22 protein-coding genes are annotated in these 22,495 nt (G+C 64.6%); 6 read left to right on the forward strand and 16 right to left on the reverse strand.

What is annotated here, in order from left to right; translation table 11 throughout:
- Positions 1-79 precede the first annotated feature (79 nt).
- The 9 genes from JJB99_RS28605 to JJB99_RS28645 form a co-directional block, all read right to left on the reverse strand.
- A complete protein-coding gene (locus JJB99_RS28605; protein WP_200495579.1) occupies positions 80-1,936 on the reverse strand; it encodes a putative bifunctional diguanylate cyclase/phosphodiesterase in 1,857 nt (618 codons plus the stop codon).
- A gap of 264 nt (positions 1,937-2,200) precedes the next feature.
- Complete coding sequence (rpe, locus tag JJB99_RS28610) at positions 2,201-2,938, reverse strand: ribulose-phosphate 3-epimerase (protein WP_200495580.1); 738 nt, start codon at positions 2,936-2,938, stop codon at positions 2,201-2,203.
- The gene (cbbX, locus tag JJB99_RS28615; RefSeq protein ID WP_200495581.1) at positions 2,935-3,867 is read right to left on the reverse strand and encodes a CbbX protein; all 933 of its coding nucleotides are present in this window, start codon (positions 3,865-3,867) and stop codon (positions 2,935-2,937) included. Before cbbX ends, rpe begins: the two co-directional genes overlap by 4 nt.
- A gap of 101 nt (positions 3,868-3,968) precedes the next feature.
- Positions 3,969-4,376, reverse strand: coding sequence for a ribulose bisphosphate carboxylase small subunit (locus tag JJB99_RS28620; protein ID WP_200495582.1), 408 nt, complete (start codon positions 4,374-4,376; stop codon positions 3,969-3,971).
- An 11-nt stretch (positions 4,377-4,387) separates the two neighbouring features.
- Complete coding sequence (locus JJB99_RS28625) at positions 4,388-5,848, reverse strand: form I ribulose bisphosphate carboxylase large subunit (protein WP_200495583.1); 1,461 nt, start codon at positions 5,846-5,848, stop codon at positions 4,388-4,390.
- Positions 5,849-5,879: 31 nt separating this feature from the next.
- Positions 5,880-6,965, reverse strand: a complete 1,086-nt coding sequence (gene fba / locus JJB99_RS28630; protein ID WP_200495584.1) for a class II fructose-bisphosphate aldolase — start codon at positions 6,963-6,965, stop codon at positions 5,880-5,882.
- Between the two features lie 12 nt (positions 6,966-6,977).
- Entirely contained in the window at positions 6,978-8,996 is a 2,019-nt protein-coding gene (gene tkt / locus JJB99_RS28635; RefSeq protein ID WP_200495585.1) for a transketolase, read from the reverse strand.
- A gap of 16 nt (positions 8,997-9,012) precedes the next feature.
- The gene (locus tag JJB99_RS28640) at positions 9,013-9,888 is read right to left on the reverse strand and encodes a phosphoribulokinase (RefSeq protein ID WP_200495586.1); all 876 of its coding nucleotides are present in this window, start codon (positions 9,886-9,888) and stop codon (positions 9,013-9,015) included.
- A 12-nt stretch (positions 9,889-9,900) separates the two neighbouring features.
- Entirely contained in the window at positions 9,901-10,938 is a 1,038-nt protein-coding gene (locus JJB99_RS28645; protein ID WP_200495587.1) for a class 1 fructose-bisphosphatase, read from the reverse strand.
- A gap of 119 nt (positions 10,939-11,057) precedes the next feature.
- On the opposite strand from JJB99_RS28645, the gene JJB99_RS28650 reads away from it, so the two are divergent.
- Positions 11,058-12,035 (forward strand): LysR family transcriptional regulator, encoded by a 978-nt coding sequence (locus JJB99_RS28650; RefSeq protein WP_200495588.1) that lies wholly within the window; start codon positions 11,058-11,060, stop codon positions 12,033-12,035.
- Between the two features lie 215 nt (positions 12,036-12,250).
- Here JJB99_RS28650 and JJB99_RS28655 read toward each other — a convergent pair whose 3' ends face one another.
- From JJB99_RS28655 to JJB99_RS28670, 4 genes are all read right to left on the reverse strand, one after another.
- Positions 12,251-12,460, reverse strand: a complete 210-nt coding sequence (locus tag JJB99_RS28655) for a hypothetical protein (protein WP_200495589.1) — start codon at positions 12,458-12,460, stop codon at positions 12,251-12,253.
- A 155-nt stretch (positions 12,461-12,615) separates the two neighbouring features.
- Positions 12,616-13,035, reverse strand: a complete 420-nt coding sequence (locus tag JJB99_RS28660) for a DUF4118 domain-containing protein (protein WP_200495590.1) — start codon at positions 13,033-13,035, stop codon at positions 12,616-12,618.
- Between the two features lie 130 nt (positions 13,036-13,165).
- Positions 13,166-14,359 (reverse strand): MFS transporter, encoded by a 1,194-nt coding sequence (locus JJB99_RS28665; protein WP_200495591.1) that lies wholly within the window; start codon positions 14,357-14,359, stop codon positions 13,166-13,168.
- 52 nt (positions 14,360-14,411) lie between these two features.
- On the reverse strand, positions 14,412-15,032 hold the full coding sequence (locus tag JJB99_RS28670; RefSeq protein ID WP_200495592.1) for a TetR/AcrR family transcriptional regulator: 621 nt from the start codon (positions 15,030-15,032) through the stop codon (positions 14,412-14,414).
- A 1,096-nt stretch (positions 15,033-16,128) separates the two neighbouring features.
- Here JJB99_RS28670 and JJB99_RS28675 point away from each other — a divergent pair.
- Both JJB99_RS28675 and JJB99_RS28680 read left to right on the forward strand, forming a co-directional pair.
- Complete coding sequence (locus tag JJB99_RS28675) at positions 16,129-16,353, forward strand: hypothetical protein (RefSeq protein WP_200495593.1); 225 nt, start codon at positions 16,129-16,131, stop codon at positions 16,351-16,353.
- A 220-nt stretch (positions 16,354-16,573) separates the two neighbouring features.
- Complete coding sequence (locus tag JJB99_RS28680; RefSeq protein WP_200495594.1) at positions 16,574-16,900, forward strand: hypothetical protein; 327 nt, start codon at positions 16,574-16,576, stop codon at positions 16,898-16,900.
- A 21-nt stretch (positions 16,901-16,921) separates the two neighbouring features.
- Here the strand turns inward: JJB99_RS28680 and JJB99_RS28685 are convergent, their stop codons facing one another.
- Genes JJB99_RS28685 through JJB99_RS28695 form a run of 3 tightly spaced genes read right to left on the reverse strand, consistent with a single transcriptional unit; the run spans position 16,922 to position 19,811 of the window.
- Positions 16,922-17,920 carry an SIS domain-containing protein gene (locus JJB99_RS28685; protein ID WP_200495595.1) on the reverse strand — a complete coding sequence of 333 codons (999 nt, stop codon included), beginning with the start codon at positions 17,918-17,920 and terminating at the stop codon, positions 16,922-16,924.
- A gap of 36 nt (positions 17,921-17,956) precedes the next feature.
- On the reverse strand, positions 17,957-18,838 hold the full coding sequence (locus tag JJB99_RS28690; protein ID WP_200495596.1) for an N-acetylmuramic acid 6-phosphate etherase: 882 nt from the start codon (positions 18,836-18,838) through the stop codon (positions 17,957-17,959).
- 40 nt (positions 18,839-18,878) lie between these two features.
- Positions 18,879-19,811: a BadF/BadG/BcrA/BcrD ATPase family protein gene (locus JJB99_RS28695; RefSeq protein WP_200495597.1), complete on the reverse strand. Its 933-nt coding sequence runs from the start codon at positions 19,809-19,811 to the stop codon at positions 18,879-18,881.
- Positions 19,812-19,936: 125 nt separating this feature from the next.
- Here JJB99_RS28695 and nagA point away from each other — a divergent pair, with 125 nt between their 5' ends.
- The 3 genes from nagA (at position 19,937) to JJB99_RS28710 (ending at position 22,423) form a co-directional block, all read left to right on the forward strand.
- The gene (gene nagA, locus JJB99_RS28700) at positions 19,937-21,082 is read left to right on the forward strand and encodes an N-acetylglucosamine-6-phosphate deacetylase (RefSeq protein ID WP_200495598.1); all 1,146 of its coding nucleotides are present in this window, start codon (positions 19,937-19,939) and stop codon (positions 21,080-21,082) included.
- A 390-nt stretch (positions 21,083-21,472) separates the two neighbouring features.
- Positions 21,473-21,631 (forward strand): hypothetical protein, encoded by a 159-nt coding sequence (locus JJB99_RS28705; protein WP_200495599.1) that lies wholly within the window; start codon positions 21,473-21,475, stop codon positions 21,629-21,631.
- A 216-nt stretch (positions 21,632-21,847) separates the two neighbouring features.
- Positions 21,848-22,423 (forward strand): hypothetical protein, encoded by a 576-nt coding sequence (locus JJB99_RS28710; RefSeq protein WP_200495600.1) that lies wholly within the window; start codon positions 21,848-21,850, stop codon positions 22,421-22,423.
- The last annotated feature ends 72 nt before the right edge of the window (positions 22,424-22,495 follow it).

A 22,495-nucleotide genomic window follows, 5' to 3' on the forward strand; every position in this document is an offset into this window, starting at 1 on the left:
ATCATCGTTAACTTTTCAGAAACGCGCAAGCGAGGATTGGTTCCTTGCGCAGAGCTCCGGGCGCGGAACTGGCAAGGCCTCAGGCGTAACGCCGGCGCTCGACGGTAATGCCGATCACATCGAGATACCGTTCGATCGGTTCAGGCCGGCCGATAAGGTAGCCCTGGATCTCCTCGCAGGCTTCCCGCGCCAGGAAGGCACGCTGCGCTTCCGTCTCCACCCCTTCGGCAACCACAGGGATATTCAGGGCGTGGGCGAGGCCGAGGACCGCGCGGACGATCTCGGCCGACTGTGGCGTCGCCTCGAGATCGGAGATGAAGCTGCGATCGATCTTGATCTTGTCGAACGGGAACGACTGGAGATAGGACAGCGAGGAATAGCCGGTGCCGAAATCGTCCATGGCGATGCGGCTGCCGAGCGCCTTCAGCCGCCGCAGCAGATTCAGCGCGCGGGTGAAATCGCCGATCAGCACGCCTTCGGTGATCTCGAGCTCGAGCCGCGTCGGCGCGAGCCCCGTCTCCAGCAAGATCTGGTGGATCGAACGTTCGAGATCGCCGGCCTGGAACTGGACCGGCGACAGATTGACTGCGACCGGCAGCGGCCGCGGCCAGGACGCCGCCTCGCGGCAGGCTTCGCGCAAGACCCATTCGCCGATCTGGATGATCAGCCCGTTCTCCTCGGCGAGCGGAATGAACTGATCCGGCGGCACGAAACCGCGCGTCGGGTGATTCCAGCGCAGCAGCGCCTCGAAGCCGACGATCTCGCCATCCATCCGCGCCTGCGGTTGGAAATAGACGAGGAACTGGTTCTGCTCCAGTGCCTGTCGCAAATCGTGCTGCAACAGCCTGCGGTCGCGCAACTCCTGGTCCATCTCGGGTTCGAAGAATCGGACCCTGCCCCGGCCGTCGCGCTTGGCACGATAGAGCGCGGAATCGGCATTGGCGAGCAGCGTTGCCGCATCCACGCCGTCATCCGGATAGAGCGCGATGCCGACGCTGAGGCCGACATGGGAGAGGTAGTCGTCGACCTCGAGCTCGGTGCCGATCGCCTCAACCATGCGCTCGCCGAGCGCCAGCACCTCGTCGCGGCAGACATCGCCCGGCATCAGGATCATGAACTCGTCGCCGCCGATGCGGGCGACGAAGGCGCCGTCGGCTTCTACGGCAAGACGCTCGGCCGCGGTCCGCATCAGCATGTCGCCGACGGGGTGGCCGAACACGTCGTTGACCTCCTTGAAGCGGTCGAGATCGAGGCTGAGCACCGCAAAGCTGGTCGAGGCCTCCTGCGCCCGCTCCAGCCGCTCGGCCAGCGCGGCATTGAAGGCGCTGCGGTTGGGCAGATTGGTCAGTGCATCGTGTTGGGCGAGATGGCTGATGCGTTGCTGCGTGTTGACGCGCTCGGTGACGTCCTCGATCACGCCGACCAGATATTGCGGATCGCAGGCGCCATCCGTGATCAGCATTTTGCGCGAATTGACGACGCGGTCGTGACCCTTGACGCCGACTTCGAGGAGATGCTCCTCGAGAAACATCGGCATGCCGCTGGCGACGACCCGGCGGTCCTGCTCGTTGACCATGCGGGCGACGTCGGCCGGGAAAATCTCCTCGGGCGTCCTGCCCAGCATTTGCTCGCGCGGCACGCCGTAATAGTCCTCGCCGGCGCGATTGAGCAGAATATAGCGCGAATCCTTTGCGCACTTTGCGAACACGGCAATCGGGATATTCTCGACGATGGTGTCGAGGAACTCCCGGGTCCGCAGCAGATCCTGCTCGACCTCGCCGTGGGTGTGCCCGCGCACGTCCATCATCCTCTGGCGGTCGCGATCGCCGGCGTCATAGGCCGCGCTGACGAGCTCGCCCAGCTTGGCGAGATCGACCCGTCCGGTGGCATCGGTGGCACAGCGGAGCTGCTCGGTGAACAAGCGATGCATGCTCATGTCATCGCTCCGCGCCGCGTGCAGACCTCATGCCTGCAAATACCTTCGTTCCGCATCCCCGCGCTCTCGTAGCGTCCTAAACCGCAGATTGAGACGCTTAGCATTGCGCGGGCGTTAACGGATTCGCGTCTCGGTTGCGTTGGTTACCCGGGCCTCAAAGAACCGATCGGCTTGTGCAGCATTCTCCGGAGAACCCCGGAGAAAAGTGGCATGCCTTGGCACAACCGGAATCACAGCAGCATCGGTACGCATCTCATCCGTAGTCTACCGGATGAATGCGCTCTCTCCGGCCCGTATCGGCAGCGCGGAAATATCCTGCACCTTCGGAACTCGGCCGGCTTCCGCAGCGGTACGAATGGCCGCGATATTGGCGGCATAATTGGCGCGGCTCTTGCCGCGGAATACCGCCGATCCCGCGACCAGCGTATCGGCGCCAGCGGCGGCGACGGCAGCGGCATTGTCGCGCGTGATGCCGCCATCGACCTCGAGCCGGATCGACCGCTCGCCGATCATGCTTCGAATGCGCCTGATCTTCTCGATCTGGGAGTCGAGGAAGGACTGTCCGCCGAAGCCGGGATTGACCGTCATCACCAGCACGAGGTCGAGACGATCGAGCACGTATTCGATCGCGCTTTCGGGCGTCGCCGGACACAGGCTGACGCCACACTTCTTGCCGAGCGCGCGGATTGCCTGCAGCGAGCGATCGAGATGCGGGCCCGCTTCGGCATGAACCGTGATGACATCGGCACCCGCCTTTGCGAAGGCCTCGAGATAGGGATCTGTCGGTGCGATCATGAGATGCACGTCGAAGATCTTCGACGTCATCGGCCGGATCGCCTTGATGACGTCGGCGCCGAAACTGATGTTCGGCACGAAGTGTCCGTCCATGACGTCGCAATGGATCCAGTCGGCGCCGGCTGCGTCGATTGCCGCGATCTCCTCGCCGAGGCACGCAAAATCCGCCGCCAGGATCGACGGGGCGATGATGATCTCTCTGCTCATGGCTTTCCACCCCGCGCATCGGCTCCGCCGCTGAATACGCGGCTTGCGAGAACATCCGCCGGATCGATGGTTTCGAGATCGGCGACATCCAGCATGCGGTCGAGATCCGACACCAGCCGATCGGCCTGGCGCAGGCGGATGCGGTCGACCGCGTTGCGGATCGAGCGCGCATTGGAGAAGAACGGTTGGGTCCGCCGCAGCGCGATATATTTCTCGAATGCCTCCCGTGCCGCCGCCGAGAAGTGATAGCCGCGCTCTTTCAGCATCAGCTCGGCGATGACGAGCAGCTCAGCTTCCGCATAGTCGGGGAATTCGATGTGATGGGCGATGCGCGAGCGGAAGCCGGGGTTGGAGCCGAAGAAGTTCGTCATCCGCTCGCCATAGCCGGCGAGGATGACGACGAGGTCCTCGCGCTGGTTCTCCATCACCTGCAGCAGGATCTCGATCGCCTCCTGGCCGTAATCGCGCTCGTTGTCGGGCCGGTGCAGATAATAGGCCTCGTCGATGAACAGCACGCCCCCCATCGCCTTCTTCAGGATCTCTTTGGTCTTCGGCGCAGTGTGGCCGATATATTGCCCGACAAGATCGTCGCGCGTCACCGAGATCACCTGCCCGCGCCGCACGAAGCCGAGGCCGTGCAGAATTTTCGCCATGCGCAGCGCGACCGTGGTCTTGCCTGTGCCGGGGTTGCCGGTGAACGACATGTGCAATGTCGGCGGCGCGGCGGCTAGCCCGGCGCGCTGGCGGATGCGTTCGATCAGCAACAGCGAGGCGATCTGGCGCACACGGTTCTTGACCGGCTTCAGCCCGATCAGCTCCCGCTCGAGTTGCTGCAGCGTGTCGGTGATTCCAGCCGCTTCGGCTTCCTTGCGGAGATCGAAGCTGGTCTCGGTAGGCTCGGTGGTCGTTGCGTGGGGGACATCCAGCATGGCTACCCTCGAAGAAAAGAGCTTCGCCGCGGGGAGGCGGCGAAGCAGTGGTCCGCCAAGGAAACGGAGCAGGGAGTGCTCCGCGCGGAGGGAGAATGGACTTAAGGCGACGCGTGCGCGGCCTGCCGGCGCACGGTGGTGTAACGGATTGCCCTGCCGCCGACCTCCTGCCGCACCAGCTCGAACTCGGCCTCCTGCAGCGGGCGGTTGACGATGAAGGAGATCCGCACCGACTCCCAGCCATGGCTGGAGTCGAAGCCGCTGATGCGGATGTAGCTGTTACCATACACCCTGCGGCATTCGCCGAGCTCCATCATCACGCCGGCGGCGTCCTGGAGGTCGAACATCGGCAGCCCCCACATCTCCCAATAGGTGCTGCGGGGATGCGGATCGTCGGTGAACTCGATGTTCACCGCCCAACCATTGGCGAGGCAGTATTGCACCTGCTTATAGATCTGATCGTCGGTGAGATCAGGCAGGAACGAGAAGCAGCCCTGGGTCAACTTCATATTCGATCTCCTCAAACAGTTTCCAGCGCCGTCGGCACGAAGTCCGGCGTGTCGGTGGATTGATAGTTGAAGGTGACGTCCTTCCAGACCTCCAGCGCCGATTTCAGCGGCGTGCAGGTCCGCGCCGCCTTGGCGAGGATTTCCGGCCCCTCGTGGACGTAGTCGCGGCCCTCGTTGCGGGCGAGGATCATCGCTTCCAGCGCCACGCGGTTGGCGATCGCGCCGGCCGCAATGCCCATGGGATGACCAATGGTGCCGCCGCCGAATTGCAGCACGACGTCCTCGCCAAGCAGGTCGAGCAGCTGATGCATCTGGCCGGCATGAATGCCGCCGGATGCGACCGGCATCATCTTGTTGAGGCTCGCCCAGGACTGGTCGAAGAACAGGCCGTGCTCGAGCTTCGTCGGATTGAAGTCCTCGCGGCAGACGTCGTAATAGCCGCGCGTGGTGTTCGGATCGCCTTCGAGCTTGCCGACCACCGTGCCGGCATGAATGTGGTCGACGCCGGCGAGCCGCATCCATTTTGCGATGACGCGGAACGACACGCCGTGGCTCTTCTGCCGCGTATAGGTCGAGTGACCGGCGCGGTGCAGATGCAGGATCATGTCGTTGCGCCGCGCCCATTTCGCCATGGACTGGATCGCGGTGTAGCCGATCACAAGGTCGATCATGACGATAACTGAGCCGAGCTCCTTGGCGAACTCCGCGCGCTCGTACATGTCCTCCATGGTCGCCGCGGTGACGTTGAGATAAGTGCCTTTGACCTCGCCCGTGGCCGCCTGCGCACGGTTCACCGCCTCCATGCAATAGAGAAAGCGGTCGCGCCAGTGCATGAACGGCTGCGAGTTGATGTTTTCGTCGTCCTTGGTGAAATCGAGCCCGCCCTTCAGCGCCTCATAGACCACGCGGCCGTAGTTGCGGCCCGAAAGTCCGAGCTTCGGCTTCACCGTCGCGCCCAGCAGCGGCCGGCCGAACTTGTCGAGCCGCTCGCGCTCGACCACGATGCCGGTCGCCGGCCCCTGGAACGTCTTCACATAGGCGACGGGAAAGCGCATGTCTTCCAGACGCAGCGCCTTCAGCGGCTTGAAGCCGAACACGTTGCCGATGATCGAGGCCGAGAGATTGGCGATCGAGCCCGGCTCGAACAGGTCGAGGTCGTAGGCGATATAAGCGAAGTACGAGCCCGGCGAGCCCGGCACCGGATCGACGCGATAGCATTTCGCGCGATACTTTTCCGCCGCTGTCAGGCGATCGGTCCACACCACCGTCCAGGTCGCGGTCGAGGACTCGCCGGCAACGGCGGCCGACGCCTCGATCGGATCAACGCCTTCCTGCGGCGTGACGCGGAATAGCGCGATGACATCAGTATCCTTCGGCGTGTATTCGGGCTCCCAATAACCCATATGCTTGTATTGGAGCACGCCCGAACGATATCGTTCCTTTCCGCGCAACGTTCCAGTGGGTGCATTCATCGCTCTCTCCTGCTCTTCTCTCTCTGAATGACTAGGCGGCGACCGGCTCGCGGGCGCCAATGCGCGGATCGAGCTCGCCGGCGCGATAACGCCGCGCCATCTCGCTCAAGGGAATGACCTTGATCTTGCTGGCATGGCCCGCGGTGCCGAACTGCTCGAAGCGGTCGCGGCAAAGCTCGCGCATCGCATCCATCGCGGGCTTGAGGAATTTGCGCGGATCGAACTCACTGCGGCTCTGCGCCGCCACTTTCCGAAACACCGCGGTCATGGCGAGGCGGCAGTCGGTGTCGATGTTGACCTTACGCACGCCGCTCTTGATGCCGCGGACGATTTCGTCCACCGGCACGCCCCAGGTCTGCGGCATCTCGCCGCCGAACTGGTTGAACATGTCCTGAAGCGGCTGCGGCACCGAGGAGGAGCCGTGCATCACCAGATGCGTGTTCGGCAGCCGACGATGGATCTCCTCGACCACCCGCATGGCCAGGATCTCGCCATCCGGCTTGCGGCTGAACTTGTAGGCGCCGTGAGAGGTGCCCATCGCGATCGCGAGCGCATCGACCTTGGTGGCGCGGACGAAGTCGATAGCCTGGTCGGGATCGGTCAACAGCTGATCGTGACTGATCTTGCCCTCGACGCCATGACCATCCTCCTGCTCGCCGCCGCCATGCTCGAGCGAGCCGAGCACACCGAGCTCGCCTTCGACGGAGGCGCCGACCCAATGCGCGAGATCGACGACGCGGCGGGTGATCGCAACGTTGTAGTCATAGTCCGCCGCCGTCTTGGCATCCGCCTTGAGCGATCCGTCCATCATCACCGAGGTGAAGCCGTGGGCGATGGCAGAAGCGCAGGTCGCCTCGTCATTGCCGTGGTCCTGATGCATGCAGAGCGGGATGTCCGGATAGGTCCGCTCCAGCGCGTCAATCATGTGCGAGAGCATGAGATCGCCGGCATAGCTGCGCGCGCCGCGCGAGGCCTGGATGATGACGGGCGCGTCGACCTCGGCCGCCGCCTGCATGATTGCGATGCCCTGCTCCATGTTGTTGATGTTGAACGCCGGCACCGCGTAGCCGTGGCTGGCGGCATGATCGAGCAGTTGGCGAAGGGTGATACGGGCCACGAGAAGTCCTCCTTATTGCTTCTTGCGAGCGATCGCGCGACGGGCGGCTTCGGCAACGCTTTGCGGCGTGATGCCGAATTCGCGATAGAGCACCGATGCCGGCGCCGAGGCGCCGAAGCCGCGCATGCCGACGAATTCGCCGTCGGTGCCGATCCAGCGGTACCAATCGCCGGGCACGGCCGCCTCGATGCCGATCCGTGGCGCGGTGCCGAGTACAGCGGCGCGATAATCTTCCGGCTGCTCCTCGAACAACGAGAAGCATGGCGCGGAGACAACAGCGGCGCGGACGTGCTCGGTCGCAAGCAGGCGGGCGGCTTCCAGCGCGATCGAGACTTCCGAGCCGGTCGCCATCAGCGTCACGTCGCGCGACCCATCCGGTGACACGATCAGATAGGCGCCGCGCGCCACGCGATTCCTGCCACGGACATCGCTGCGGAAGGTCGGCAGCGCTTGGCGCGACAGACACAGCACGGAGGGACGATCCTCGGATGCGAGCGCGCAGTCCCAAGCCTCGAGTGTCTCGACCGCGTCTGCGGGACGAAACACGAGCAAGTTCGGAATAACGCGCAGCGCTGCAAGATGCTCGACTGGCTGATGCGTCGGTCCGTCCTCGCCGAGCCCGATGGAGTCGTGGGTCATCACATGGATGACGCGCAGCCGCATCAAGGCCGCAAGGCGGATCGCCGGCCGGCTGTAGTCGGAGAATGCGAGGAACGTGCCGCCATAGGGAATAAAACCACCATGCAGGGCGAGGCCGTTCATTGCGGCGGCCATGCCGTGCTCGCGGACGCCGTAATGGATGTAGTCGCCGGCGAATGCGCCACGCTTGACTGGAGCCTGCGCCTTGGCGTGCGTCAGGTTCGAATGCGTCAGGTCGGCAGAGCCCCCGATCAGTCCGGGGATTGTTCCGGCGATGGCCTCGAGCACCTGTTGCGAGGCCTGCCGCGTCGCAAGCTTCGGACGCTCGCTGGCAAAGCGTTCGCGCAATTTTGCCGCCGCCTGGGCATAGGCGTTCGGCAGGGCAACCGCCTTGCGCTCGATGAACAGGTCGCGCTGCTCGGGCGTTGCGCGTTCGTAGCGATCAAGCCAGGCGAGACGATCGACCTGCCCGCGCTGTCCGATCATCCGCCACGCCTTAGCGACGGGAATCGGCACCACGAAGGCCTGATAGTCCCAGCCCAGCGTCCGCCGCGCCGCCGCTGTCTGCTCGGTGCCGAGCGGCGCGCCATGCGCCTTCTCGGTGCCTTGCCGATCCGGCGCGCCATAGCCGATGACGGTGCGGCAGGCGATCAGGGACGGCTTTGCGGTTTCACGCTCTTCCGCGATCGCCTGCGCTACGGCTTCGGCATCGTGCCCGTCCACGCGCCGAACCGACCAGCCGGAGGCGGCGAAGCGTGCAAGCTGATCGTCCGAGGTCGCAAGCGAGGTCGGCCCATCGATGGAGATGCCGTTGTCGTCGAACAGCACGATCAGGCGACCAAGCTGAAGGTGACCCGCGAGCGAGATCGCCTCCTGGCTGATGCCCTCCATCAAACAGCCGTCGCCGGCAATGACATAGGTAAAGTGATCGACGAGGCCGTCGCCATGCCGCGCATTGGCCATGCGCTCGGCGAGGGCCATGCCGACGGCGGTCGCGATCCCCTGCCCTAACGGTCCGGTCGTGGTTTCGACGCCGGGGGTGTGGCCGTATTCCGGATGACCCGGCGTCTTCGAGCCCCACTGCCGGAAGGCCTTGATGTCATCAAGGCTGACATCGCCGCCGGTCAGATGCAGCAGCGCGTAGAGCAGCATCGAGCCGTGGCCCGCCGACAGCACAAAGCGGTCGCGGTCAGGCCAGCTCGGATGCGCCGAGTCGAACTTCAGGAATCGCGAGAACAGCACGGTCGCGACGTCGGCCATGCCCATGGGCAGGCCGGGATGGCCGGACTGCGAGGTTTCGATGGCGTCGACCGCGAGGAAGCGGACGGCATTGGCGAGATCGTTGTGCGTGACCGCCGCGATGTCGGCTTCGGCGTGAACCGAGATGTTCATCGGATCCTCCTCTTGTTCACTTCAAGCTGCGCTTGCGCTCGATCAATTGCATGATCAGCGGTGTCAGGATGAGCTGCATCGCGAGATCGAGCTTCGCGCCCGGACACACGATCGAATTCGCGCGCGACATCCAGCTTTGCGGCAACATCGAGAGCAGATAGGGGAAGTCGATGCCACGCGGGTTCTTGAAACGGATCACAACCATTGATTCGTCCGGCGTCGGGATCCAGCGCGCGATGAATGGATTGGACGTGTCCACCGTCGGCACGCGCTGGAAGTTGATGTCGGTCTCGCTGAATTGCGGGCAGATAAAGTGGATGTAGTCCGGCATTCGCCGCAGGATGGTGTCGGTAACGGCCTCGGTCGAATATCCGCGCGCGCTGCGGTCGCGATGCAGCTTCTGGATCCATTCGAGATTGATGACGGGCACGACGCCGATCTTGAGGTCGGCATAGCGCGCGACATTCACCTTGTCGGTCACGACGGCGCCGTGCAGGCCTTCATAGAACAGCAGGTCCGAATTCTCCGGCAGCCGCTCCCATTCTGTGAAAGTGCCGGGCGCGGCGCCGTGCAGCGCGGACTCTTCTGCGTCGTGCACGTAATGCCGCGTGGTCGCCGTGCCGGTCTCGCCATAGTCGCGAAAGGCTCGCTCCAGCTCCTCGAACAGATTGGTCTCGGGGCTGAAATGGCTGAAATGCTTATTGCCGCGCTCGGCCTCGGTGGCCATCTGCGCGCGCATTTCGGCGCGGTCGTAGCGATGGAAGGCATCGCCTTCGATGTAGACGGCGTTGACCTTCTCGCGAAAGAATATCTGCTCGAATGTCTTCTTGACCGAAGTGGTGCCGGCGCCGGAGGAGCCGGTGATGGAGATGATCGGATGCTTCCTGGACATGGGTCACCTCGCTCACAGCCGGAAGAAGCCGCGCCGCGCGAACAGCGGCGCGGAGACGCTGGCGACCAGCAACGGATCGCAGTGCAGTTCGGCGACGCGCAGCACCTCGTTGCTCGAGCCCATGACCAGCGGTACGCGCTGGTGCAGGCTTTGCGCCGCGAGATCGAGGATACGCTCGCGTCCGGTCGAGGCCGAGCCGCCGGCCTGCTCGATGATCATGGCCATCGGATGCGCCTCATAGGTCAGGCGCAGGCGGCCGTCGCCATAGCTCGGCCGCGCATCGGCCGGATAGAGGAACACGCCGCCGCGGGTGAGGATGCGATAGGCTTCCGCGACCAGCGAGCCGATCCAGCGCATGTTGAAATCGTGATTGGCGGGTCCGTCGACACCGGCGAGGCATTCGTCGATGAAGGCGCGCACCGGCGGATCCCAATGGCGGCGATTGGACGCGTTGATCGCGAACTCTTCGCAAGCTTCGGAGATCTGCACGCCGCTGCGTGCGAGGCGGAAGCAGCCGGCCTTGCGATCGAGCGTGAAGATGTCGACGCCGTCGCCGAGCGTCAGCACCAGCGAGGTCTGCGGGCCGTAGGTGACGAACCCGGCCGCGAGCTGTGCCGAGCCGCGCTGATGGAACGCGAGCGCGAGATCGTCAGGGGCGGGCAGGATCGAGAAGATCGTGCCGACCGTCATGTTGACGTCGATGTTGGAGGAGCCGTCGAGCGGATCGATCGCGACACAGATGCGGCCTGCGCGATCGCCGATCTGGGGCTCGCGCATCTCCTCGGAGGCGAGCGCTGCGATCGGCAGCCTGCCGAGGCAGCGGCGCAGGATCGCATCCGCCTGGATGTCGAGATCGCGCTGAACATCGCCGTCGCTGTTGCGGCCGGTGGTCAGGCCGGAGGCGTCGGCGAGATCGCCGGTCGCGATCAGGTCGGCGATCTCGATCGCCGCGACCGCGATGGCGTCGACTGCGGCCGCCACGGCGAGCGCATGCGGCGCCGTCTCGGAATAGCGTTGAAGGTGGTCGTCCAGCCTGAGTTGCCCGGTCATCTGCGTCCATCCCTTGCTGGCGCCGCATCCAATTCTCTCCCCGGTGGAGGCAGGTCGCGGTCAGTCCCAGCACGATGAGATTGACAGGGCCGGATTAATAAGGAAAATTTCTATTCATAATGGTCGCCAAAGAATTTTCTTATAATGGCTCCGGCCATGCAGCAGCCCAGCTCCGGCATCTGACAATCCGGCAGCTGCGCTCGCTCGCGGCGCTCTCCGCGAAGGGCAGCGTCACGGCGGCCTCGAGCCAGCTCGGCCTGACCCAGCCGGCCGTGACCCAGCAGCTGCGGCAGCTTCAGGACCTCGCAGGGTTGCCGCTGGTGCAGCGGACCGGCGACGGCATGCTGCTGACCGAGGCCGGCCGGGAGGTGCTGGCGCTCGCCGAGCGCGTCGAAGCCGCGATCATGGACTGCCAGGGCGCGCTCGACCTGCTCGCCGGCCGGACCGGTGGCACCGTGCATCTCGGCGCGGTCTCGACCGCGAAGTATTTCGTGCCGCATGCGATTGCGGCGTTCTCCAAGCGCTATCCGAAGATCGAGATCAAGCTCACCATCGGCAACCGCGAGGACATCCGCGAGGCCATGCACGGCTACGACCTCGATTTTGCGGTGATGGGTCGGCCACCGGCCGACGTCAGCGTCGACGTCCGTCAGCTCGGGCGCAATCCGCACATCATCGTCGCGCGCAAGGGGCACTGGCTGGAGAAGGATTCCGGCCTCAGCCTGACCGACCTCGTGCACGAGACCTTCCTCACCCGCGAACCGGGCTCGGGCACCCGGACGCTGATGGAGGGCATGTTCCAGAAGTCGGATCTCGAGCCGATCATCGGCATGGAGATGAGCAGCAACGAGACGATCAAGCAGGCGGTGATCGCCGGGCTTGGCATCGCCTTCATCTCGGCCCACACCGTCGCGCACGAGCTCGCCGAGGGCCGGCTCATCGTGCTCGATGTCGCGGGTCTGCCGATCGTCCGGCAATGGTACGTGATCCGCCGCAGCGACAAGGTGCTGCTGCCGCCGGCGCAGGCGATGTTCGATTTTCTCGGCTCGGAAGGCTCGAACTATCTGCCTGACCTGCCCGAATTCGGCGGCCGATAATTCACCGGCGCTCAGCTCATGAGCTTCATGGCGATGGTCGCCGCCAGGACCACGATGATCTGGAGCAGACGCTCCGTCGTGAAGATGCGGTTGAAGGTGGTCATCGCTTGCCCCTGGCCGACGTGAAGAAGATCTCCACGGCAAAACTGCTAACACAGGTGCGCACCGAGACAACTCCGTAATCGCCACGGGATCTGCGCGGCGGTGGTTAACAATCAGGCCGCGAGCGGGGCGGCGCAGTCCATCCGTGTCGCAAAAGAAGCTTCCAGCTCCGACAGCGCCCGCGCTTCCCACTCCCGCGCCTGCTCCAGCAGCGACCAGCTCTGGCTCGGGCGGAAGGCGGCGGTCTGGCGATAGAGCGATGCGATGCCGCGATAGCGGCGCACGTTCTCCAGGATGGCTTGACCGTTGATTTGGCCATTCATGTCCGAAAACTCCCTCGTCATTCCCGCGGGAGAAACTGCGGCCAAATCTTTTTCGAAAAGTTAGCGGCGCACAGCAAGCTCGCGGATGGTTGCCGGACTGTTGCGGACGCGCAACGCGCAGGGTCGCGCAGCGCCGACTTGTTGCGCAGGGCTGGTTATTGCGAATTCGTTGCCGCGCTTTCGCGCGAGGACTTTAGCCCGCCGCGGCTGATGATCGTCATCGTCTCGCGGCAGAGATCGGCAAGCCCGATCAGCAGCACGGCAATCAAACAGAACAGGTTGATGGAATCCGCATTCGCGCTGGTGAGCGGCGTGAATTCGAAGAAAGGTGGTATGAACGCCCACCACACCACGACAATGGTGAGCAGCGCGGCGAAGCCCGCCGCTGGTGCGCCTGCGACGATGCCGAGCACGAACAGGCTGGGCAGGAAAGCCGCGAAATAGAGCTTTGCGCCGAGCGCGACGCAGACGCCTTGAATCGCGGCCGACGCAGCGACGACGCCAAATCCGAGCAGAAACGCCCGCCACGACCATGGCCGTACTCGCGGTGCGCCAAACAGTCCCGCACGCCTCATCAGCCTCCCCCTGCCGCCCGTTAACCAAGGCCGCTTGCGACCAAAGTACTACAGCGCTGCGGAAATCGCGAGATGGAAATTGTGGCGCGGGCCGAGGCTTGGTAAACGCCCTCATCGCACAATGGTACCGCTACTCGGTGGCGGTGTAGAGCAACCCCAGGGCCGGCAAAGCAAGGCCAATGGCCGATGCGAGCGTCCAGCCGCCTAGCGCGAAGGCCCAGGCGCCGACCGCCGATCCGGCGGCGCCGGCCGCGAAGAACGTTGCCATGTAGAGACCGTTGAGGCGGCTGCGGTGCTCGTGGCCCAGCACGAAGATGGCGCGGAAGCCGAGCACGACATTACCCTGCACGCCGATATCGATGGCGATCGCAGCCACGACGAGACAAGCGAGATTCAGCATCGAACCAGCCGCACCAAGATAGGTCACGAGGAAGCCGGCAACGGCGAGCAGCATGGCGATCCGCGTCGCGACGCGGCTATGGCCGCGATCGGCGAGCCGGCCCGCGATCGGGGCGGCGAACACGCCGGCGACGCCGGCGAGCGCGAACAGCGCGATGCCGCGCTGGGTGAAGCCGAATTCACTGGCGAGTTGGAGCGGCGCCACCGTCCAGAACAGCGTGAAAGCGCCGAACAGGCTGGCCTGGTAGAGCGCGCGGCGGCGCAGCAGCGGCGTGGTCCGGGCCAAATGCGGCATCGACAGCAGCAGCGTGCCGTAATGCATGCGTGCGACCGGCTTGCGCTTCGGCAGCGTCATCCACAGCACGGCCGCGAGCACGATCATCAGGGCGGCGGAGCAGAAGAACACCGCATGCCACGACAGCATTGCCGTGACGAAGCTCGACACCGGCCGCGCCAGCATGATGCCGAGCATCAGGCCGGTCGAGACGTTGCCGACGACGCGGCCGCGAATGGCTTCCGGCGCAAGATGCGCGGCGTAGGGAATGATGACCTGCACCGCGACCGAGCCGAGCCCGATGAACAGCGCCGCGACCAGGAACGGCAGCGCGTGGGTGGCGAACGCGGCGGCGAGCAGCGCGGCCGCGCCGAGCGCGATGACGGAGCAGATCAGCGTGCGGTTCTCGACGAGATCGCCGAGCGGCACGATGAAGAGCAGGCCGACGCCGTAGCCGATCTGCGTCATCGTGACGATGAGCCCGGCCGCTTCATGCGACAGGCCGAGCGCGGCGCTGATCGGGGCGATCAGCGGCTGGGCGTAATAGATGTTGGCGGCGACCATGCCACATGCCGCGGCCAGCACGAAGGTCAGTCGCTGCGACACCGCATCGGGCGCGGGCACGGTCTCGATCGTGGCATTCATCGTCATTCACACAGGTCTCCGATAATCGGGAACAATCATTCCCTAATTTGACAAGAATTCAGGCGAGCAGCTTCATCGCGACGCCGACGAGGCGGACCCCGTCGAGCGGCAGGCGCGCCTTGCCGACGACGCGCATGCCTTGCGTGATGCAGATCATCAGCCGCGCGGTGTCCTCGGCCTCGACATGGGCAGGAATCGAGCCGTCGGCGTGGCCCTCGCGGATGAGGCCGGCGATGAAGCTCTCGTTGCTCTTGAGCTGCGCGTTGACGCGCGCGCCGACGACCGGATCGACCGCCGACAGTTCGACCGCGCTGCCGACCACGAGGCAGCCGCGCCGCCCCTCAATGCCTTGCGAATGCTCGGCGTAGGACAGCAGCACATGGCGCAACCGCTCGCGGCCGTTCTCGCCGCTCGCCGCCGCGCTGCGGATTTGCTCCTGGCGCAGCGCCGTGTAGCGCTCGAAGGCGGCGAGAAACACCGCATGCTTATCGCGAAACGCCTTGTAGACGCTGCCGGTGGCGAGCCGCATCGCCGCGGTGAGATCGCTGACCGAGGTGGCATGATAGCCCTGCTCGCGAAACACGCGCACGGCGCGGTCGAGCGCGGTATCCATGTCGAACTCCCGGGGACGCCCGGGCGGACGGGCAGCGGATCGAGATCTGCGGGCTGTCTTTTGCATTGCCGGACGATAGGGAATGATTGTTCCCGAATAAAGACACGTGGTTGTGATGAGAGGATTGGCCGTTTAGCGGACCCCGCAACTCTCGGAAGGGACGCGGGCTTCGTTCTCCCAACTCCACTGTCATTCCCCGCGACCCGGCTACGCCAAGGCTTCGCCGGGTTTGAGGTCGAGGGGCGCCGAAGCTTTAGCGTAGGCGGCAGGCGGGGAATCCAGTACACTGCGGCCTGTCGATTCAATCACGACCGCCTCGGAATACTGGATTGCCCGGTCAAGCCGGGCGATGACAGCGAGTGTGTTGCAGACATGCGTATTCGCCCTCGCGGCTTACTTCGCCCGAGCTTTGCCTGGTCGCTCCACCCTCTCTAAGCCAAGAGGGCGCAGGGAAGGCCGGGTGCCGGCTGGCACCCGCGGTCCGCTGCGCGAAAGGCACACGCAGGAAGAACCGCACAGCAGCATACAGGTGAAGCCCAACACACGGCCTTCCCTGCGCGATGGTCGGACGGCTTATGCCGTGCTCTCCCGGGAGCCGAGTTCGTTCTGGCCTCCCTCACCCCGGCGAAAGTCGCCGGCACCACGCCGGTTGACGCCAATGCCGCATCCGCCAGGGCTTGGCCGTAGCAACGACGGCCAGGACCACACGGTTTTGCCGTACGCGCGGCTCGTTGGCGCCACAGCGGCCGACGGCGTTGTGCACATTGCCATCGACATGTTGGCGCGACGAGCCTGACAGCGCCGTCCGTCCGCGCGAAGCCTTACGGGCTCACGGAGAGCAATCCGCCCTGCCCCAGACCGCTCGCGCCCGACGCTGCCGCGTCCACCGCAAGCCCGGCTCGCGAACATGACGACCACATGATCGCCCCTCAAGGATGAGCCGGGATGACCCAACACATACGACAAATCCGAATTTCGGTGAAGCGAAATATTTTTGCGGGGGCGGGTTGACGCGGGAGCGATACAGCCCCGTTGCCTCAGGATCCGGGAACTTCCGTTGCCGATCTGCAACGGTTCCCCACAGTCTGAAGCCTGACAAAACAAACTCCCATTCCGGCCACGAACCACTCTCACAACACCGTGAGATTACAGGGGACCTACGATGCGCGCACAACGCATTTGGAAAGTGAACGGAACGGCCAGCATCGGGCAGCTCCAGTCGAGACTGGACGACCTCAACAAGCGTCTCAGCCAGCTCGAAAACCAGAATCCCGAGACCTGGAAGATCGAGGAGCTGAGATCGACCGCCCTCAGCCTGTCGCGCGAGATCGACGACATCCGCTGTGCCGAGGCGACGGCGGCGTTGAGCGAGCTGCTGCGGAAATAGGTGCGGCCGGGCGATTCGACGCCGCGCAAGGAACCAACGCCGCGCGCCGCCATTTCCATGCTGAGCATGGAGCAAAATCATGACCAGGCACCTGACGCGAGCCCATCTCGCACGCGGCGTGGCCGGCGCGGTGTCCACGCTGGTCCTGTGCGCGACGGCGGCCTTCACCATCGCGCGGCATTTCGCGCTGTGAGGAATTTGGCGCTGTGAGGGATTTCGCATGACGTCCGACCCCGAGGAGTCGGTGAGGCTGCAAGGCTTTGGCGAGATGACGTTGCGCACCGCGATCGCGACGCTAATGGCGCTCGCGCCGCGCGAGCGCTCGGAGGCCGCGATCTATCGCGTACGCGACGGCTCGCGTTTGGCTGCAAGTGAAGTCACCGAACTCGCATCAAGCTGGGGCATGACACCGATGGCCGAGATCAGGTCGCCCAGACTCGTCCCGGACCCGCACTGGCCCGACATCGTTCGCGGCATGGTGCGCGAGGCCCCGCTGCCGTCGCTGCTGGTGGCATTTCTGGTGGGCCTGCTGGTGGCGCGCCGCTAGTTCCGGACTTAGCCAAGGCACTCAGAACGTCTCGGTCACCTTGCGCAGTTGCGGCGGGCGATCCGGGTCGAAACCCCAGCTGCGCGCCAGCTGTTCGATCGCCCGATAGAGCGGGACCAGCATCGTGATCGCATCGCTAGCGGGCAGGTCATCCTCCAGCCAACGCAGTGTGCTGTCCCGGCCTCCGCATAAATGGAGGGGAATTCCGCTTGCGCGCAACTCGACCGCGAGCGCATCTACGCTGGCGGCTGTCTCATCATCGAGACGCATCATGATGACCGGCGTGGTAGCCGAGAGCGCGGCGCGCGGTCCGTGCTGCAGTTCGGCCGCGCTGAATCCGAGCGCCGGCAGGCGCAGCACTTCAGCAACCTTGAGCGCGATCTCGCGGGCCGAACCGAGGCCAAACCCGCGCGAGGTCACGAACACGGCAGACGCCGCGGCAAGGTCATCGAACATGTTGCTCCAATCGAGCGAGAGCGCACGGTGAAGCCGCTCCGGCAGACGGTCGAGGGCCGAGCGCAAGGCCACATCGCCAGCCAGTCCGGCGACGAGTTCGGCGCCTGCCGCCATCGAGCCGATCATGGTCTTGGTCGCCGCGACGGACCGTTCGGGCCCGGCGCCGATCGGAATGACGAATTCGGCGGCGTCGGCTACGGGAGACGGCACCTCGTTGACGATGGCGACGGTGCGCGCACCCGACTCGCGCGCAGACCGCGTGGCGGCAACCAGGTCGGGGCTGCGCCCCGATTGCGATATCACCACGAACAGCGCGTCGCGCAGCCTCGGCGGCTTGCGAAACGCCGTGATCACGGAAGGTGCACTCGCGGAGACCGGAAGGTGGAGCTTCGTCTCGATCAGATAACGCAGGAACACCCCGGCGTGGCCGGAGCTGCCGCGACCGCAGAGCACCGCGAGCGGGGTCCCCCCGATGTCGAGGCGTCCTGCAATTTCGGCAATGCCGGGACGGTTGCGGACCAGGCGCGAAACCACGTCGGCGCTTTCGCCGATCTCCTGCGCCATCGCCGATGGAGCGATTTGGACCATGCTCACCGCTCCTCACTTGAGATCGTCGAAGACGCGACGCAGATTGCCCTTGTGGCGCAGCAGAATGTCGGCAGCTTCCGGCGCGTCGTAGCCCAGCACGACGAGCGCAGCGAGCTTGATGTCCCCGTTGGTCCGCGCCAGCGCGGATGCGGCTTCGGCTTCGCTGCAGCCGGCGATGCGCGCCACCATCACCTCCGCGCGCCGCTTCAGCTTCACGTTGGTCGCCTGCATGTTGACCATCATGCCCCGGTAGACGCGGCCGAGCCGCAGCATGATGCCGGTCGAAATCAGGTTCAGCACGATCTTTTGCGCGGTGCCGGCTTTCATCCGGGTCGAGCCGGCGATCAATTCACGTCCGGTCTCGACTAGCACCGGATATTTCGCCGAGGTCAGCAACGGCGTGCCATCGTTGCTGGCGATGCCGATGGTCACAGCGCCGCATTTGTCCGCGCGCTGCAATGCCGCCACGGTGAACGGCGTGGTGCCGCTGGCCGCGACTCCTATCACCACATCGTGCTCCGAAAGCTGGGCCGCGTCGATCTGCGCGACGGCATCGGCCGCATCGTCCTCGGCCCCTTCGATGCTGGCGACGAACGCGCTCTGGCCGCCGGCGATGATGAAGTGAACGCGATCCCGCGGCCATGCGAATGTCGGCGTCAATTCGGCGCCGTCCTGCACGGCAACTCGGCCCGACGTGCCCGCACCCACATAGATCAGACGGCCGCGATCGCCGAGCACTTCGGTCGCGGCATTTGCCGCGGCCGTGATTGCTGGGAGGGCTCGCCCGACCGCCGCAACCGCGGCGAGTTGCCCCTCCCACATCGCTTCCATCGCCGATTGCAGGGACCAGGCGTCGAGATCGGCAAAACGCGGATCGACTTCTTCAGTTGCCATGTTGGGTTCCCTGTTCGAATGTCATGCCTGCGCCGGCTCCTTACGGCTGCGGAGCCCGAGCGCCGAGAGGAGCCGCCGCTGCTACGACCGCCCCGTCCGCATGGACATGACCTCGCGCCACCAACAATGCGCCCGCGACCGCATCAGCTTGGGGCGGACTGAGGCGGCTGCGCAGATCCGGCGTGAGCCATGCCGACAGCTCGGCCGACAATCCGCCGACCAGCGAGAGGCGATCCACACCCTGCCGCAGGAATATGTCCAGGAGCTCCCCGATCGCGTCGGCTGCGCTTTCGAGGATGCGCCGGCCGATCGGATCGCCCCGCCCCGCGTGCCGGAAAACGATCGGCGCGAAGGCGGCGTAGTCGGTGGCCGTCGCCTGCTCGGACCATGCCACCGCGTGATAGGGATCGCGGTCGAACGTGCCGAGCACCTCCTCGAGCAGCGGCGACGTCGCGCTGCGTCCGTCGGCGGCAAGCAGCGCAAGGCGGATCGCCTGCAGCCCGATCTCCGCGCCACTGCCTTGATCGGAGACCGGAAAGCCATAGCCGCCGACACGCAGCTCGCGGCCGCCGACGATCCCGACGCCGATCGAGCCTGTGCCGGCGATGACGATGGCCCCATCCGCGCCACCATGCGCGCCAAGGCAGGCGGCGAGCCCGTCGCTGATGAAATCGGCGGAGGCGAAGGGATGCACGATGCGTTGCAGCGCCGCGTGGACGCCGCGGCGGCCGAAGCCGGCAAGGCCGACCCCGGCCCGGATCGCGGCGAAATCCGCCTGCTGCAATCCAGCCTGCTCGGCTGCGGAGGTGCAAGCATGCATGATCGAACGCCAGGCCTGATCGACGCCAAGGCGCGTCGTCGCCGGCCCGGAAGTTCCCTCGCCGAGCGCGGTGCCGTCGGCGTCCTCGATGCGCGCCCGACACCGGGTGCCGCCGCCATCCACTCCGAGATAAAGAGGGCCCTGTCCGGTCATGACATTCCAACGCAAGATAGCGGTTCCAGGTCCATCGGATCTTCGATCGGAGCGGAACCGCAATCCGCAGCTTCCGGTTCACCCGGCGGCTGACACATCGGCACCAACCACGCGGATGACGTCTTATGGATCGAGCCCCATCGCGATTTACCATTGCCGCGCCGCAGATATTCGATGGCGTTCGCATGCGGGGGCCGGCGCAGGTCGTCATCTCCGGCGGCCGCATCGAAAGCGTCAACCTCAGACATGCGCCACATCCTGGCGCCATTGCCCTTCCCGCCGACGCGATCCTTGCGCCCGGTTTCATCGATGTCCAGGTCAATGGCGGCGGCGGCGTTCTTCTCAACGATGCGCCGACCGCGAACGGCGTGACCCGGATCGTCGCGGCTCACCGCAAATTCGGGACCACGGGGTGCTTGCCGACATTGATCACGGATCGTCCCGACGTGATCGAGCGCCTCGCAATTACGGCCCCGGACTGCCTGCGAATACCCGGCGTGCTCGGCTTTCACTTGGAGGGGCCGGCCATCAGCAGGACGCGCAAGGGCATCCATCTCGAGAGCGAAATCCGCACGCCTGATGTGCGCGATCTCGCGGCGATGCAGACGATCGGCAAAGACAGCCGGTCGATCGTGACCGTCGCGCCCGAATGCGTCCCCGCCTCGCTGCTCGATCAGCTCCAGACCATCGGCTTTCGCATCTCGGCCGGACACACCGAGGCAACCGCAGCCCAGATCGCTGCAGCAGCCGACCGCGGCGCGACCGGCATCACCCACCTGTTCAACGCCATGTCGCAGCTCGGCGCCCGCGAACCTGGAACGGTTGGCGCTGCGCTCAGCGATGACCGCCTGTTTGCCGGAATCATTTGCGACGGTATTCACGTCGACCCGATCAGCCTGCGCGTCGCTATCCGCTGCAAGGGTCCGGATCGCCTGATGCTGGTCACCGACGCGATGCCGCTGGCCGGCACGGGGCAGCAAAGCTTTCTGCTGCAGGGCCGCCGCATCACACGCGAGGGCGATCGCCTGTCCGGTCCCGACGGCACGCTCGCCGGCGCCCATCTGACCATGATGCAGGCCGTGCAGAATGCGATAACGTTGCTCGGCGTCACGCTCGCCGAAGCCCTGATCATGGCGTCCCGCACACCGGCGGCATTCCTGGGTCTGGACGGTGAATTGGGAGCGATCGCCCCCGGTTATCGCGCCGATCTCGTCGCCTTCACCAGCGATTTTCAGGTGATCGGCACCTGGATTGCCGGCCAAAGTGGTTGAGTCCGGAAACCGGCAAGGCCGGACGATCCCGGCCACGTTCGGCGGCTGAAAGGGTGGTCAGCTTGACCGAGGATGGAAATCAGAACAAAACGCGATGAATTCTGGTCGGAGTGGCAGGATTCGAACCTGCGCCCCCTGCGTCCCGAACGGTTTTTAGAAGCACCTTGAATTTCCAGCATTTTTCGTCGTCGTTTGTGCGCGATCTTCCTCGTTTGTTCACGTTATTTTTCGGGGGGTATTCGGGGGGTAACGTTTGCCCGCGTCGAGAGACCTTCCATCCCGTTGGACGGTGATTGGCCACTGGATTTGTGGATTGGCGCTCTTTGTGATGAGGGAACCCCGATCGACTCAGCGAACCTGCCGTGGAGGCTTAGCCAAAGGAGACCTCTGATGAGCGAACGCGATTGGGAAGAAGAAAAGCGTACCGTTCTTGGTCGGTTGTTCGATGCAGCATTCGGACGCCGCGAAGCCTCTGAAGAAGAGATGGGTCGGGACATCCATTGGGTAGGTACAGTCGAGAGACACCTACGCGATGATGACGACGATTAGCTTCCATCGATCTCCCCACAGCAACGTAACGAGGCCGCCTAGTTGGCGGCCTTTTCATTATCCATCACCTGACGGGCCGAACCCTGCCACAACCCAGCCAGCCTGAACGGGCGTTCGGTATCACTGACGACATCGCAGAATTGGACCCCACTGCGCCACTGGGCAGACCGCGCCGTCGAGCGCCAAGTTTACAATGCAACCTAAGAAGTGCATTGTTTGATTTTTAAACTCATGGGACACTCCGTTGCCAACACTTACCCCCAATATCGAAAATCGAGTTCGGAAACTCCCAAAGCCGTCGAACGCGGCCCAAGGGCTGCAACCTCTATTCGAGGCGGTCAGCAATTCCGTCTAATGATCGTGGAGTTTAAGAAGCCAGGCCGCACCTCTTATCCTGCAGCGGAAGATCAACTCGAAAACCAGATAACGAAGTACCTTGCGCAACTGCAAGGTGGGGAAATCGAGTCGTTTGACCGAACAAGGGTTCGAGTGGCCCACGACTGCATCTTTCATTGTTACGTTGTGGCCGACATTGTCGGCGACTTGAAACAGCAACTGTCGAACTGGGAGACAACTGCGAACGGTCAAGGACGCATCCGTCCTCTCAAGAACCAATATCGGGGATCGATCGAAGTCATCCAGTGGCAGGACCTAGTCAACGATGCCTGGATGCGAAACAACGCCACACTGCGAGCCGCTGGACTTAGCCGGTCAAGGCCGACGCTTACCTCTGGGTCTAAACCTCGCCCCAAAGAAGCGCGCGAACAGGTGTTTGAACCAGCGGGCAAATGATTTGGCGGTTCCAGCTTGTCGGAATAGCGATGCACGCCGTTTGCATGCAAACAAGCGCAGACATTTTCGAAG

It is taken from the genome of Bradyrhizobium diazoefficiens (assembly GCF_016616235.1).
Classification (GTDB): Bacteria; Pseudomonadota; Alphaproteobacteria; order Rhizobiales; family Xanthobacteraceae; genus Bradyrhizobium; species Bradyrhizobium diazoefficiens_H.